The 13,315-nt window shown below is 54.0% G+C and carries 16 protein-coding genes; 9 read left to right on the plus strand and 7 right to left on the minus strand.

Features of this window, described 5'->3' with window-relative positions; genetic code table 11:
* The first annotated feature begins 18 nt into the window (after positions 1 to 18).
* The 3 genes from paaK to paaY all read left to right on the plus strand — a co-directional run bounded on the left by paaK (position 19) and on the right by paaY (position 2,984).
* The gene (gene paaK / locus ACHH0Z_RS16340; RefSeq protein ID WP_008502371.1) at positions 19 to 1,335 is read left to right on the plus strand and encodes a phenylacetate--CoA ligase PaaK; all 1,317 of its coding nucleotides are present in this window, start codon (positions 19 to 21) and stop codon (positions 1,333 to 1,335) included.
* 101 nt (positions 1,336 to 1,436) lie between these two features.
* Positions 1,437 to 2,372 carry a phenylacetic acid degradation operon negative regulatory protein PaaX gene (gene paaX / locus ACHH0Z_RS16345; RefSeq protein ID WP_045410006.1) on the plus strand — a complete coding sequence of 312 codons (936 nt, stop codon included), beginning with the start codon at positions 1,437 to 1,439 and terminating at the stop codon, positions 2,370 to 2,372.
* Positions 2,373 to 2,381: 9 nt separating this feature from the next.
* Positions 2,382 to 2,984, plus strand: coding sequence for a phenylacetic acid degradation protein PaaY (gene paaY, locus ACHH0Z_RS16350; RefSeq protein WP_045335928.1), 603 nt, complete (start codon positions 2,382 to 2,384; stop codon positions 2,982 to 2,984).
* Here paaY and ACHH0Z_RS16355 read toward each other — a convergent pair.
* Complete coding sequence (locus ACHH0Z_RS16355; RefSeq protein WP_045410009.1) at positions 2,887 to 4,158, minus strand: serine hydrolase; 1,272 nt, start codon at positions 4,156 to 4,158, stop codon at positions 2,887 to 2,889. The two genes, paaY and ACHH0Z_RS16355, sit on opposite strands and share 98 nt — an antisense overlap.
* A 136-nt stretch (positions 4,159 to 4,294) precedes the next feature.
* Here ACHH0Z_RS16355 and ACHH0Z_RS16360 point away from each other — a divergent pair, with 136 nt between their 5' ends.
* On the plus strand, positions 4,295 to 4,777 hold the full coding sequence (locus tag ACHH0Z_RS16360; RefSeq protein WP_021241340.1) for a glutathione peroxidase: 483 nt from the start codon (positions 4,295 to 4,297) through the stop codon (positions 4,775 to 4,777).
* Between the two features lie 89 nt (positions 4,778 to 4,866).
* Here the strand turns inward: ACHH0Z_RS16360 and ACHH0Z_RS16365 are convergent, their stop codons facing one another.
* Positions 4,867 to 5,766 (minus strand): LysR family transcriptional regulator, encoded by a 900-nt coding sequence (locus tag ACHH0Z_RS16365; protein ID WP_032664119.1) that lies wholly within the window; start codon positions 5,764 to 5,766, stop codon positions 4,867 to 4,869.
* Between the two features lie 128 nt (positions 5,767 to 5,894).
* Here ACHH0Z_RS16365 and ACHH0Z_RS16370 point away from each other — a divergent pair, with 128 nt between their 5' ends.
* On the plus strand, positions 5,895 to 6,467 hold the full coding sequence (locus ACHH0Z_RS16370) for a flavin reductase family protein (RefSeq protein WP_021241342.1): 573 nt from the start codon (positions 5,895 to 5,897) through the stop codon (positions 6,465 to 6,467).
* A 240-nt stretch (positions 6,468 to 6,707) separates the two neighbouring features.
* Here ACHH0Z_RS16370 and ACHH0Z_RS16375 read toward each other — a convergent pair whose 3' ends face one another.
* Complete coding sequence (locus tag ACHH0Z_RS16375; RefSeq protein WP_008502363.1) at positions 6,708 to 7,169, minus strand: GNAT family N-acetyltransferase; 462 nt, start codon at positions 7,167 to 7,169, stop codon at positions 6,708 to 6,710.
* A 63-nt stretch (positions 7,170 to 7,232) separates the two neighbouring features.
* Positions 7,233 to 7,835 (minus strand): XRE family transcriptional regulator, encoded by a 603-nt coding sequence (locus ACHH0Z_RS16380; protein ID WP_023292519.1) that lies wholly within the window; start codon positions 7,833 to 7,835, stop codon positions 7,233 to 7,235.
* A gap of 43 nt (positions 7,836 to 7,878) precedes the next feature.
* Between ACHH0Z_RS16380 and ACHH0Z_RS16385 the strand changes: the two genes are divergently transcribed.
* Together ACHH0Z_RS16385 and ACHH0Z_RS16390 are read left to right on the plus strand one after the other, a co-directional pair.
* Positions 7,879 to 8,574 (plus strand): B3/4 domain-containing protein, encoded by a 696-nt coding sequence (locus ACHH0Z_RS16385; RefSeq protein WP_045410012.1) that lies wholly within the window; start codon positions 7,879 to 7,881, stop codon positions 8,572 to 8,574.
* Between the two features lie 21 nt (positions 8,575 to 8,595).
* A complete protein-coding gene (locus ACHH0Z_RS16390) occupies positions 8,596 to 9,489 on the plus strand; it encodes a dihydrodipicolinate synthase family protein (RefSeq protein WP_045410015.1) in 894 nt (297 codons plus the stop codon).
* A gap of 45 nt (positions 9,490 to 9,534) precedes the next feature.
* Here ACHH0Z_RS16390 and ACHH0Z_RS16395 read toward each other — a convergent pair whose 3' ends face one another.
* The 3 genes from ACHH0Z_RS16395 to ACHH0Z_RS16405 form a co-directional block, all read right to left on the minus strand.
* Positions 9,535 to 9,972 (minus strand): VOC family protein, encoded by a 438-nt coding sequence (locus tag ACHH0Z_RS16395; RefSeq protein ID WP_072050677.1) that lies wholly within the window; start codon positions 9,970 to 9,972, stop codon positions 9,535 to 9,537.
* Positions 9,973 to 9,985: 13 nt separating this feature from the next.
* On the minus strand, positions 9,986 to 10,423 hold the full coding sequence (locus tag ACHH0Z_RS16400) for a VOC family protein (protein WP_045410019.1): 438 nt from the start codon (positions 10,421 to 10,423) through the stop codon (positions 9,986 to 9,988).
* Positions 10,424 to 10,502: 79 nt separating this feature from the next.
* Complete coding sequence (locus ACHH0Z_RS16405) at positions 10,503 to 11,663, minus strand: MFS transporter (protein ID WP_045410021.1); 1,161 nt, start codon at positions 11,661 to 11,663, stop codon at positions 10,503 to 10,505.
* 130 nt (positions 11,664 to 11,793) lie between these two features.
* On the opposite strand from ACHH0Z_RS16405, the gene ACHH0Z_RS16410 reads away from it, so the two are divergent.
* Entirely contained in the window at positions 11,794 to 12,330 is a 537-nt protein-coding gene (locus ACHH0Z_RS16410; RefSeq protein WP_045410022.1) for a MarR family winged helix-turn-helix transcriptional regulator, read from the plus strand.
* 24 nt (positions 12,331 to 12,354) lie between these two features.
* Positions 12,355 to 13,278, plus strand: a complete 924-nt coding sequence (locus ACHH0Z_RS16415) for a LysR substrate-binding domain-containing protein (protein ID WP_021241350.1) — start codon at positions 12,355 to 12,357, stop codon at positions 13,276 to 13,278.
* Positions 13,279 to 13,315 lie beyond the last annotated feature (37 nt).

A 13,315-nucleotide genomic window follows, 5' to 3' on the forward strand; every position in this document is an offset into this window, starting at 1 on the left:
CAATGTGAGTACCCTGCGATGACAAATACAACAAAGCTTGATCCGATTGAAACGGCCTCCCTTGACGAGTTACAGGCGCTGCAGACCGCGCGTCTGAAATGGACGCTGCATCACGCCTATAACAACGTGCCGATGTACAAACGCAAGTTTGATGCCGCGGGCGTTCATCCTGACGATTTCAACGAGCTGGCGGATATCCGTAAGTTCCCGTGCACCACCAAGCAGGATCTGCGGGATAACTATCCGTTCGATACCTTCGCCGTGCCGATGGAGCAGGTGGTGCGCATCCACGCGTCATCCGGCACCACCGGCAAGCCGACCGTTGTCGGCTATACGCAGGGCGACATCGACAACTGGGCCAACCTGGTGGCGCGCTCCCTGCGCGCGGCGGGCGGCAGCGCGAAGGACAAAATTCACGTGGCCTATGGCTACGGCCTGTTTACCGGCGGGCTGGGGGCGCACTACGGCGCCGAGCGCTTAGGCGCGACGGTGATCCCGATGTCCGGCGGCCAGACGGAGAAACAGGCGCAGCTGATCCGCGATTTCCAGCCGGACATGATCATGGTGACGCCATCCTACTGTCTCAACCTGATTGAGGAGCTGGAACGCCAGATGGGCGGCGATGCCAGCGGCTGTTCCCTGCGCGTGGGCGTCTTCGGCGCCGAGCCGTGGACGCAGGCCATGCGCCGCGAAATTGAAAAACGCTTAGGCATTACGGCCCTGGACATCTATGGCCTCTCCGAAGTGATGGGGCCGGGCGTGGCGATGGAGTGTATCGAAACCGTCGACGGCCCGACCATCTGGGAAGATCATTTCTACCCGGAAATCGTTAACCCGAACGACGGCACGCCGCTGGATGACGGCCAGCAGGGTGAACTGCTGTTCACCACGCTGACCAAAGAGGCGCTGCCGGTGATCCGCTACCGCACCCGCGACCTGACGCGTCTGCTCCCGGCCACCGCGCGCAGCATGCGCCGTATGGACCGCATCAGCGGCCGCAGTGACGATATGCTGATCATTCGCGGCGTTAACGTCTTCCCGTCGCAGCTGGAGGAGGAGATTGTGAAGTTCGAACACCTTTCTCCGCACTACCAGCTGGAGGTGAACCGTCGCGGACATCTTGATTCACTTTCCGTGAAGGTGGAGTTGAAAGAGAGCAGCCTGATGCTGACGCACGAGCAGCGTTGCCAGGTGTGCCACCAGCTGCGCCACCGCATTAAATCGATGGTGGGGATTTCCACCGACGTGACGATCGTGAACTGCGGCAGCATCCCGCGCTCGGAGGGGAAAGCCTGCCGGGTGTTTGACCTGCGAAAAGTTGCGGCCAACGGTTAAGTTTCCGTCACCCCGGCCCTCTTCCAAAGGGAGAGGGTTAGGGTGAGGGGCTATCCCAGAATCCTATGCTATGATTCATCCAGGACAAAAATAACAACAGAATGAATCACATGAATAAACTCGACGCCTTTATCCAGCACGCGGTCAGCTCCGTTCCCGTCAGCGGGACCTCGCTTATCTCCTCGTTATACGGTGACGCGCTTTCCCATCGCGGCGGTGAGATTTGGCTCGGCAGCCTGGCAGCCTTACTGGAAGGCATGGGGTTTGGCGAACGGTTCGTGCGTACCGCACTGTTTCGCCTCAACAAAGAGGGCTGGCTGGACGTCTCGCGCATCGGGCGGCGCAGCTTTTACCGCCTGAGCGATAAGGGGCTGCGCCTGACGCGTCGCGCGGAGAATAAGATCTACCGCGCGGAACTGCCCGCCTGGGACGGCAAATGGCTGCTGCTGCTTTCCGAAGGGCTGGATAAAACTACGCTCGCGGATGTGAAAAAACAGCTCATCTGGCAAGGATTTGGCACGCTGGCACCGAGCCTGATGGCCTCGCCGTCACAGCATCTGGCGGACGTGCAGTCCCTGCTTCACGATGCCGGCGTGGCCGAAAACGTGATTTTCTTTGAAGCCCACTCGCCGCTGGCGCTCTCACGCGCCGCGCTGCGTTCACGCGTAGAAGAGTGCTGGCAGCTAACCGAGCAAAACGCGATGTACGAGTCGTTTATCAACTCGTTCCGGCCGCTGCTGCCGCTGCTGAAAGAGGCCGCGCCAGAGGAGCTGACGCCGGAACGCTGCTTCCAGATCCAGCTGCTGCTGATTCATTTTTATCGTCGCGTGGTGCTGAAGGACCCGCTCCTGCCGGAAGAGTTACTGCCTGCGCACTGGGCGGGGCAAAGCGCCCGACTGCTCTGCATAAATATCTATCAGCGTGTCGCGCCGGGAGCGCTGGCGTTTGTCAGCGAGAAGGGCGAAACCTCTGTCGGCGAACTGCCCGTGCCCGGCACGCTCTACTATCAACGCTTCGGTGGTCTTACAAGCGCATAAGGAGGGAAGATGCCTGTTTATCAAATTGACGGCCTGACGCCGGTCGTGCCTGACGAGAGCTATGTTCACCCAACGGCGGTGCTCATTGGCGACGTGATTCTGGGCAAAGGCGTTTATGTCGGTCCCAATGCCAGCCTGCGCGGTGATTTTGGCCGTATCGTGGTGAAAGACGGGGCGAACATTCAGGATAACTGCGTGATGCACGGCTTCCCGGAGCAGGACACGGTGGTGGAAGAGGACGGACACATCGGCCACAGCGCCATTCTTCACGGCTGCGTGATCCGCCGCAATGCGCTGGTGGGCATGAACGCGGTGGTGATGGACGGGGCGGTCATTGGTGAAAACAGCATCGTCGGCGCGGCGGCGTTCGTGAAGGCCAAAGCGGAGATGCCTGCCAACCATTTGATCATCGGCAGCCCGGCCAAGGCGATCCGTGAGCTGAGCGAGCAGGAGCTGGCCTGGAAGCAGCAGGGCACGCGGGAATACCAGGTGCTGGTGGAGCGCTGCAAGCTCACTATGCACCAGGTCGAGCCGCTGCGCGAGGTTGAACCTGAACGGAAACGGCTGACGTTTGACGAGAATTTGAGGCCGAAGTCGGCGAACCAGGGGTAAGGCCGTCTTTTTTCGCCATATCCATCAATAGCGCAATGCCGATGTAATTACTCCAGTTAAAGGTATTTTGCAGCACCACCACCGCATTGCCTTTTTCTTTGTCATAACCGATAAAGCTGGAGTAGCCGCCGATATAGCCGACCTGATAGGTGATTTTTTCCAGACCGATAAAGTCGGTGGTCCAGGCAATACCTTGTACCCCGTCGGGACGTTGAATATCGGTATTTCTCACTTCGGCAAAGACGCTGTCCAGCAGGGGATTGTGGGTCGTTGAGACGTGATAGCGGGCGTAGGTCGCCAGATCTTCGGCGTTACTGTATAGGCTCGCTGCCGCCACCATATTGTTGGAAAAATGCCAGTCCGGGGTGATTTGCCCGCGTGGGATAAATTTCGGCTGATCGCCCGCGTGGCCAAGCGCACGCTGGGGGTACCCTTTTAGCTGCCGGGGCGTAAAGCTGCTGTTAGCCATTTGCAGCGGATGGAAAATATAGCGCGAGGCTAAACTCTGGATATCTTCGCCGGTTTTGTGCTTCAGGATGTAGCCGATCAGGGCGTAGCCGGTATTGGAGTATTGCGGCACTTTATTCTTTGGCGCTCGCCAGTCGGCGAGGTAGAGCAGCACGTTATCGCTATCCAGCTCACCGTAGAAATTATCGCCGGTGCTTAAGTAGCTGATGAATTTTCCAAGCATCGGAACATCCATATTCTGACGCGGAAGGCCGGAGGTGTGGGTGACCAGTTCAAGTAGGGTGATTTTTTGTGCATCCGCGCTAAGCGCCGTCCCCGGCGGAAGCAATGTCGCCAGGCTATCGTTCCAGTTCAGTTGCCCTTCATTCACCAGACAAGCCACTACTTCTGCCGTGATCCCTTTGCTGAGTGAGCCGAGCGCAAACAGGGTGTCGGTCCTGATCGGATAGCGATTGACCGCATCGGTTACGCCCCAGGTGTAAAACTGCGGTGAGCCGTGATTATGGATCACCGCGACCGTCATCCCGGGAACGGATTTTTGCGCCATGTAGTGACGCACCACGCTGTCAACGTCGCCATCCAGCGAATCATGAGTGAGAAGTTCCTGAGTGCCTTCCGGGGAGGACATTTGCGAGAGCGTGCCACAACCGCTGAGGAGTGGCAGAGTAAGCAGAAGCCAGCGAAATTTTTTTGTTATGTTCTGCATACCTGATAGCGAGTGTGGTGGTCATGGCGCGCCAGGAATGTATCACAAATAGCCTGCTTGAATGTAAACTTTCTACACGGTGACGGCCCTGCGGGTGGTCACCATGACTTTTCGGCCAGCTTTGAGGGATATTAGTATGACTCGCTTTTATCAACTTACCGCCACCCGTCTGGATGGGCAACTTATCTCTATTGCCGACTATGCGGGTAAGGTGGTTCTGGTTGTTAATACGGCCAGCCAGTGCGGCTTTACGCCACAGTATGCGGGGCTTGAAGCACTGTACAAAAAATACGCCGATCAAGGGCTGGTGGTGCTTGGCTTCCCCTGCAACCAGTTCGGTAAGCAGGAACCCGGCGGTGCCGACGACATCTCAAAGACCTGTTACATTAACTACGGCGTCAGCTTTCCCATGTTCGAGAAAGTCGAGGTCAACGGTGCCGCAGCACATCCGATTTTTCGTTATCTGAAAGACGAATTGCCCGGCGTGCTGGGTGGGCGGATCAAGTGGAACTTTACCAAGTTCCTTGTCGGGCGTGACGGTAAACCCCTCAAGCGCTTTGCACCGATGACTACGCCCGAGAAAATGGAGGGGGCAATTGTTGCGGCACTGGGAAGGTGAGTGTTTTTGTCGCCAGAGCCATCCGTTTGTTGGGGATAGACGATATTCTGATGTCCGCTCTGTGCCAGATGCGGACGTCGAGGAGAATGTTATTTTGATGCGAAATATTTGCGTAATATTTTTTCTAATAACGAGAAAACGACCGTCACCCTTTTGGGAGTAATCAGCTGGTAAGGCCGATATAAATAAAATTGCCATTTCTCCTGTCGCAGTTCTGGCAATGGGGGAACAAGTTGGCCGCTTGCTAAGTACTCCCTACAGATAAAGTCGCTGGACTGTACAACCGTTCTCCCGGCCAATGCAGCCTGAATTTCGGCATATGGATCTGTAGTATAAAACTCAATATGACGAGGGACAAAAGTATTTACTGCGTCACTCATAAACTCAAATGATTTTCCCGTTTCAGGATTAATTAAACCACTAAATGGATAACGCTGTCGAAGATCTTCTAAATCAGTAGGTGCTCCCAGTCGCTCAATAAGTTCAGGGGATGCAACCAAAATATGTTCAACTTGTCCGATATTTTTAATGATAAAGTTTGGATTAGGTTCTCGCCCTACGCGTATACCTATATCGATACGATGCTCAATAGTATCAAGTTTCATCATATCTAAACGCCAGTCGATAAATAACTCAGGATAGGGACGTAGTGCAGTCAATAGTTCATACAAGATTTGTTCATGATTTGGAAATCGAAGTAATGTGATACGAACAATACCCTTCATGTCATTATCATCTTTCGCTGTCTGAAATAGTTTTTCAGAATCTTCAAGCAGTCGCTTCGCTTGGGGTAAAAATAGTTCGCCGAAACTGGTGAGAAAGATCGAACGCGTATTGCGTTTGAATAAAGGTTCACCAAGTTGTTTCTCCAGCTCAGCGACTGTTCGGGTTACTACTGATGGTGAAACCGACAGCTTGATGGCTGCTTCGCGGAAGTTCAAGGTCTCAGAGGCTATGATAAAAAATTTTAGAGCGTCAAGTTTGTCCATGATTATTGTGAAATCTGCAATAATGTATTTTGATAATAGCAATTAATTTGCAACTATTCCAGCCATATAATCGAACAATCAAATAAGTAGCCTGTCTTACTTTTTATCAGAACTCAAAAGAGTAAATTATGTCAATTCAACCAGTAGAGTTAAACAAAGCCTATCGTTTATTACAGGTCGGGCCAACGACGATGATATCGGCTAAAAATGATGGCATTGAAAATGTCATGGCAGCGGCCTGGGTGGGATTAGTAGGCAATAACAAAGTGATGGCTTTTATAGGTCCACAGGCATTTACTCGCGGGCTTGTAGAAAAAAGCGGATATTACGTTGTACAGATCCCAGTAGTGAATCAGATGGAAATGGTTTTATATGCTGGAGGTCACAGTTATTCCGACACACCCGATAAAAATAGTAAAATCCCACTATTTTATCAGAAAGAGTTTGATCTGCCTTTAGTGGAAGGTTGCGCTGGCTGGTTAGTATGTAAGGTCATACCCAATGAAGAAAATGAAAAGCAGCACAACTTGTTCATGGGTGAAATTGTCGGAGCATGGAGTGATGATCGCGTTTTCAAAAATGGGCACTGGATTTTTGATGATGCACCAGATGAATTACGTACTGTCCATTACGTTGCTGGCGGACAGTTTTACGCCATTGGCAAAGGGACAAAATTTAATTATGGTCCGGGAAAAGACTAATCCTTACTTCTGTATAAATGTAGCCATATAACATGGCTACATAGAGGTAGTAGCATAAAAGAACAACCTACTTAAGATGTTTGCTTCTCACTCACAGCGGACCTTTAGCTCAGTTAGCATATCCGCTCAGTGCCAGAAGCGGATGTCGTAAGATTCGTTCGGCTAAAAGAGCAAATTCTTCTGCATCAGAGTGACAGGCCCTGCGGATTCACATTTATCATTACTCTCTGCAAAGTACTTTTATTTTTGCCCGGGGTTACGATAAATATCGGGTCGATTGATTTGCCAGACAAAATCTGGTCGGTTCAATGGGTTATACCCCAGCTTCTGGTATAACCATGGCGCGCTGTCGGTTACCAGCATTATCCGTCGCAGACGTGACAACAATGGATGGGCATGACAGCATTCAATCAGCCAACGGCCAAGACCACTTTTCTGATAATCGTTCAGCACGTAGACGTCACACAAATAACCAAAAGTGGCATAGTCTGTGACCAGACGGGCGAAGCCGATTTGTCTTGTTCCATCCAGGAGCGCGAAACAAAGGCTGTTCTGGATTGATATCCTGACCGTTTCAGCATCAATACCAGGAGCCCAGGACGATTGCGAGAGGTAATCGTGAATGGCTTCTAGCTGAAAAAAGCTGGGATCGGTTGTGACAATAAATTTGTCTTTGGTAAAACGCAAATGCTGATTATTCACCGAACTCCTCCTTTTGGGCTACTTGTGATGAGGCACAGGGCTGTCCTCTATGCCGGGGAATGCTCAGGATGCTTTTTCATGTACTGTCATGATAAATACCAGCGGGTTCTCCCCCTGGTTTTCATAGAAATGAGGAACGTCCGTTCTGGCGGTAGCCGAACAGCCAGTATTTACCCGATACACGTGTTCCTGAACGCCGAGTGTGAGCGTGCCCGACTGCACATAAAACAGTTCAAGCGTACCTTCCGTGTGGCCGGGGGACGCAAACTTTTCCCCCGGCTGCATTTCCCACATCCAGAGCTCGGTCATATCAGGGCCACCTGACCCTGCGAGCAATCTTGCTCTCCCGCCTTTTTCACCTTCCCACAATTCTGGGATCTCATCTTCAGCAATGAGATGCACGGTCGGTTTTGAACTGACATCCACAAAATCAGCCACCGAAACCCCCATTGCGGCAGCCAGGCGGCATAACAGGGCAATGCTGGGATTCGCCCGGCATCCCTCTATCTCAACCAGCGCTCCCTTGCTGACGCCTGCCCGACGGGAGAGTTCATCGAGGGATATCTTCTTATGCTTACGATAGAGTTTAATTCGCTGAGATACGGCTTCATTCACAGTATTGACGATAGCGTTCGCATCGGTCATTAAATTGACTTTTTTGGTCATTGGTCATTATCATGGAATAAATTGGTCATTACAGGATTATCACGTGCTAACAGTATCTCCGTCAATTACCCCTGAAATTTATCGTATTGCTCCCGGTTTTCGTGCACTGAGCATTTGCGTAAAAGCTGCGCCAGTGCTTAATCCCGACATTGGGGAAACGGCGCTGCATGAAGCCTGTGAAGCCGTTCTGGCCGGTGAACCAGATTGGGCGGACTCTCATCTGGCGGCATGGGCCGACGTTTTTCAAAAGTTTGGTGCTAAACCTAAACGCACCCCTTGCTCAGCAGATGCGTTACGCAAGCGCGTGTTACGTGACGGAACGATGCCAGCGCTCGATCCTATCGTTGATCTTTATAATGCCGTTAGTCTCCGCTATGCCGTTCCGGTTGGTGGAGAGAATCTCTCTGCCTATCAGGGGGCGCCGCGTCTGACTGTGGCAAAAGGAACAGAGCCTTTTGATACCGTCAAAGAGGGAGAGGCCACCGTTGAGTATCCTTCACAAGGCGAGGTTATCTGGTGTGATGATATCGGCGTGACCTGCCGTCGCTGGAACTGGCGACAGGGGATCAGAACCCGCTTAGGCGTGGAGGCTCAGCAAATGTGGTTCATTCTGGAGAGTCTCCCGCAGATGCCGCTGGATAGACTTCACGAAGCCGGCAAGATGCTGACCGACGGCCTGGAAAAAATGATGCCCGGTCTGTGGTTTGAAGTTACTCTCATCGAAGAACAACAGCAGTAATACCTTTCAGGAGAAAGAGTTATGTTTACCGGTTTGTCGGCGTTTCCATTAACCCCAGTCACTGCCCGCGGCGTGGATGAAAAGGGTTTTAGCCATATTCTTTCCCGTCTTACAGACGCTCGGGTTGATTCTATGGGCATCCTGGGGTCAACCGGAAGCTACGCCTATCTGACCCGGGAGCAGCGCAAGCGCGTAGCAACGCTGGCTAAACAGCATGCAGGGAACATCCCCGTTATGGTGTGTGTGGGAGCGGTCAGTACCGATGCCATTCTGCATCTGGCAGAGGATGCACAGGCAGCTGGTGCGAATGCGCTGTTACTCCCGGCGGTCAGCTACCAGCCACTCCGTGACGAAGAAGTCTTTTCACTCTTTGAGACCGTTACCCGGCACGCGTCTGTACCGGTGTGTATCTATGATAATCCGGGCACTACGCATTTTACCTTTACGGATGAACTTCACGGTCGTCTCTCCTCACTTGAGGGGGTTCGCTCGGTCAAGATCCCTGGCGTCCCGGATAGCCACGCTGCAGCGATTGAACGGGTGAATGCGTTACGTCAACTTTTGCGTCCTGGCGTAACAATCGGTATTAGTGGCGACGCTTATGCGGGGCTGGGATTAAACGCCGGTTGTGAAGTGTGGTATTCCGTGTGTGGCGGTCTGTTCCCTGAGATGGCGAAACAAATCACCGAAGCTGCGGCGGCAAACGATCATCAACGCGTTACAGCCCTGACAACCCGCCTTGAGCCGTTGTGGTCGCTCTTCCGGAAACATGGCGGAAGTATTCGCGTTATTGCCGCTGCGGCTGGCGTGCTTGGGCTTACCGACATGGATTGCCTGCCTCGCCCTCTGCAACCGTTGTCAGCTGGCGACATCGCGGATATTGCCCATGTAATAAGCACGCTGGAGTTGAAGTGATCTCCGCAGGACTGGGTGTCTACCGGTCCTTACCGCAAAATTTTATTAGTGAAGTGACTCTTCTTCGCCTGATAGCTTATCTGCATCAGGAGAATAATGCTGGCAAACGCACGCCAGTTTATGCCCGTCAGGATCGCGCAGATAGGCAACATAAAAATCGGGGCCGTAGGCGGTTCGTGTACCGGGCACGCCTTCATCCTTTCCTCCCGCACGGAGGCCCGCTGCATGGAAGCGTCTGACAATTTCCGCGCTATCGGCTCTGAATGCGAACATTGTCCCGTTTCCCGCCGTCGCGGGTTGCTGGTCAAAAGGAGGACAAATGCAGAAGCTAAATTCGTCATCCGGATGATTTTCGTTTCCCCACATTGCCCAGCTATCAGTCCAGGCGGGCAGACGTGAATAGCCCAGCACGTTAAAAATAGCGTCATAAAAGTTCACGGCGAGCTGAAAGTCATTTGTCCCTATCGTGATATAAGCCAGCACCTTATAACATCCTCTATCCACGCAGCCACGGCGTAACTGTTAGTCCGGTCAGCAAACCTTCCGGGCTGAGCAGGCGAGTAACGGTTTGTCCCCACGGTTCCGTGCGGTTGGCGACCAACAACCGATAGCCTTTTTCACTCAGAACACGGGTAGCGGAATCGAGATCCTGCACCTCGTATTCAATCCATCCCTGCGGTATCGGATGCTCCACTGGCCATTCCGATTTACCAAAACAGGACGTTGCCGCCTGTGACAGCGGCCAGACGGCAAAATGCTTCACGCCCGGTAAGCGTCCCTCTTCAGTGAGCAGATAATCGGCATTGCCCTCCATCGGCTTCAGCGGCAGACCGAGTGTCTGGATATAAAACGCGGTGCTGGACGCTGTATCCTGTGAAATGGGCCCGAACCCGGCGACGAACATGACATCAATTTCCGGTAACGTCTGCGACATATCCACTCCTTAATAGCCTGAAATGATGGAATTTAGCGTAGAGCTGTCTGAAATACGACTCTCAATTCTGGTATCGCATTCACCGCGCCTGCACGTTCGCGGCGGGTTTGAAAGTGAACGCGATAACGATTAACAGCACGACTCCCGCACTCATCACCAGCCAGGCGCTGGTCAGCGAGACCGAACTGTCGCGAACGATCCCGGCAACTAGCGGCATGAGCGCGGCGATCATATATCCTCCTCCCTGAACTTTAGACAGTAACTTCCCGGCCTGCGCGGGCGTTCGCGCATGATCGAACGTGACGATAAGCGACAGCGGGAAGAGGGCGCCGATACCGATGCCAAGCAGCAAGGTTGATAAGACCGGCGTGGTACCTGGAGAGAAGACCAGACACAGTAACCCCGCCAGCAGCAGTAACAGTACAGTTATCAGCGGAACACGGCGGTCGGGGAATTTACCGATCAGCGCGGAGACGGCAAACCCGGCGGCCACCTCGGTTAAGGTCAGCCAGGCCAGCATATAGCCGCTGCTGCGTGCGGACCATCCTGCCTGAATATAGAGCGGGGGCAGCCAGGCTAAGACCAGCGTGTAGGCACCCGTCCCCACGCCGAAAAAGAGCAGAAGGAGTCCAGTCCGGGAGGAAGAGAGCGTAACGGATTCATGTGCTGTTTGTTCACCTTGAGGCTGCTTAACCAGGGGTAACCACAGCATCAGCGCCAGCAGCGCAAGCACGCCTGCCATAGCCAGCGCGGGCTTCAGCGTGAGCCATGAAAACAGCGGCTCGGCGCTGGCGGCGGCGACTGCCGCACCGGCCATAATGCCCGTGCTGAATAGCGACATGATCGTGCTGGCCGTTTGCGTATACGCCTTTTTTATCAGGGCAGGCATTAACGCCTGGATCGTGCCGATGCTGGCCCCGCCCAGTAACGCTGTGCCCATCAAACCCGTCAGCGAGGTGCTAAAACCGCGTAATGAACAGGCTACCAGCAGGATGAACAGCCCGAGCATAATTCCCCTGACGGCACCGATCCTGGCTAAAAGCCAGGGGCCACACAGGGCAGCCAGTCCCATCATCGCCACCGGCAGGGTGGTCAGCAGGCTGAATTGCGTCGCGGTCAGCCCTGCTTCGCGCTGCAGCACGGAGAACAGGGGGCCAACCGAGGCCAGAATGGGGCGCAGGTTCAGCCCGACGATAAAAGCGATAATAGCGAAGAGTAACGGTGACGTGCGTTTCAACATGGCATCCTTTTCGGGTGTGAATGGCCCGGGCAAATTGCCGCGAGCATTTATCTTAACGTTAAGATAAAATCTGTTTTAGTGTAAGATGTACCGCACAACTCGATAAATTCCCACGCCATACGGGGTGAAGATGAAAGACCATGTAGACTTCGTTGTCGGCCAGTGGAGCCGCGCCATGCCCGAGCTGGACGCCTCGTCGATGAAAATTTTTGGCCGAATGCTCAGGCTGATGAAGCACCTGGGAAAAGAACGCGCGCTGGCCATGGCGCCGTTTGGCTTTCGCGAGGGCGAGTTTGACGTCCTCGCCACGCTGCGCCGCGCCGGGGAGCCGTACTGCCTTTCGCCCACGCAGCTGTATACATCCCTGTTGATCACCTCAGGGGCGATGACGAACCGGCTCAACCATCTCGAACAGCAAGGCCTTATCAGGCGGATTGCCGATCCCGACGACAAGCGCAGCTCGCTCGTCAGCCTGACGCCGCACGGGCAGGAGCGTATCGAACAGGCGCTGCTCGTGCATACGGAAACGCAAAATGCGCTGCTGAGAAACCTCTCTGAGGCGCAACGCGCGCAGCTTGAGTCCCTGCTCAGGGTGCTGCTGCTGACGTTTCCGGTCGAGGAATGGGATGAAACGTCACCGAGTGCCGATAATACAAAAACAGCATGATTACACCTGACAAAAAGGGAACGTATGTCTTTACCGCCACTGTATGCGCTGCGCGCGTTCGAAGTTGCCGCACGGCTGAACTCCTTTAGCAAAGCGGCTGAAGTCCTGAACATCACGCCGGGGGCGGTCAGCAGGCATGTCCGGACGCTTGAGATGTGGTTTGACTGCGAGCTGTTTAAGCGGCAAGGTCCGAGAGTGGAGGTCAGCGACGCCGGGCGCATTCTGGCCGGGCAGCTTAGCGAAAGTTTCTCGAATATTGAGTGGGCCTGTCGCGCATTCAAAAGTGAAAACCACCTTCTGCGCCTCAAAGCCCCCAGCACCCTGACGATGCGATGGCTCCTCAATGTGCTTAAATCCTTTCGCGAGAACCACGCGAAGCCGAAAATCGAAATCGCCAGCGTCTGGATGGACTTCGACACCGTTGACTTCAGCCGCGAGCCCTACGATTGTGCGATCCTCCTCGGGAACGGCTATTTTGGCGAGTCAACGGAGAGCCGGCTGCTGTTCAGCGAATGGCTTATTCCGGTTTGTACGCCGTCTTTGCTGGAGCCTGCCCGGCATCGGCTTCCAGAGTGCGATCTTATTCATCCGTCACCGGACAGACGGGACTGGAAGCGCTGGCTGAAAAGGACGGGCTTATTCCCCGGCCTCGACATGGGCGGCGGGATCGTGTTCGACACCCTGGAGCAGGGCAGCCTTGCGGCCATGCATGGACACGGCGTAGCGATGGCGGATCTCCGGCTCACGCTCGACGCGCTGAAAAGCGGCCTTCTCGCGCTGCCCTTCAGGGAGGCGATAGCAACAGGGGACGGTTACTACCTTGTCTGGCCCAAAAATTCGCTCAGAGGACAGAGTATTGAACGGTTGCTGGCCTGGCTTAACCTTAATGCGCCAGTGGTGCCCTCTTTGGATATTGTCTGTCTTGATTTCAATGAAAAGCGGATTTAATAAATAGCGGAATATTAACAGGGAGATATTCCGCACA

It is taken from the genome of Enterobacter cloacae complex sp. 2024EL-00227 (assembly GCF_043945315.1).
In the GTDB taxonomy this organism is placed as follows: domain Bacteria; phylum Pseudomonadota; class Gammaproteobacteria; order Enterobacterales; family Enterobacteriaceae; genus Enterobacter; species Enterobacter roggenkampii.

Bases quoted from the DNA above. Each gene is read 5' to 3' on its own strand.
- paaK (WP_008502371.1), top strand. From the start codon at position 19: ATGACAAATACAACAAAGCTTGATCCGATTGAAACGGCCTCCCTTGAC.
- paaX (WP_045410006.1), top strand. From the start codon at position 1,437: ATGAATCACATGAATAAACTCGACGCCTTTATCCAGCACGCGGTCAGC.
- paaY (WP_045335928.1), top strand. From the start codon at position 2,382: ATGCCTGTTTATCAAATTGACGGCCTGACGCCGGTCGTGCCTGACGAG.
- ACHH0Z_RS16355 (WP_045410009.1), bottom strand. From the start codon at position 4,158: ATGCAGAACATAACAAAAAAATTTCGCTGGCTTCTGCTTACTCTGCCA.
- ACHH0Z_RS16360 (WP_021241340.1), top strand. From the start codon at position 4,295: ATGACTCGCTTTTATCAACTTACCGCCACCCGTCTGGATGGGCAACTT.
- ACHH0Z_RS16365 (WP_032664119.1), bottom strand. From the start codon at position 5,766: ATGGACAAACTTGACGCTCTAAAATTTTTTATCATAGCCTCTGAGACC.
- ACHH0Z_RS16370 (WP_021241342.1), top strand. From the start codon at position 5,895: ATGTCAATTCAACCAGTAGAGTTAAACAAAGCCTATCGTTTATTACAG.
- ACHH0Z_RS16380 (WP_023292519.1), bottom strand. From the start codon at position 7,835: ATGACCAAAAAAGTCAATTTAATGACCGATGCGAACGCTATCGTCAAT.
- ACHH0Z_RS16390 (WP_045410015.1), top strand. From the start codon at position 8,596: ATGTTTACCGGTTTGTCGGCGTTTCCATTAACCCCAGTCACTGCCCGC.
- ACHH0Z_RS16400 (WP_045410019.1), bottom strand. From the start codon at position 10,423: ATGTCGCAGACGTTACCGGAAATTGATGTCATGTTCGTCGCCGGGTTC.
- ACHH0Z_RS16405 (WP_045410021.1), bottom strand. From the start codon at position 11,663: ATGTTGAAACGCACGTCACCGTTACTCTTCGCTATTATCGCTTTTATC.
- ACHH0Z_RS16410 (WP_045410022.1), top strand. From the start codon at position 11,794: ATGAAAGACCATGTAGACTTCGTTGTCGGCCAGTGGAGCCGCGCCATG.
- ACHH0Z_RS16415 (WP_021241350.1), top strand. From the start codon at position 12,355: ATGTCTTTACCGCCACTGTATGCGCTGCGCGCGTTCGAAGTTGCCGCA.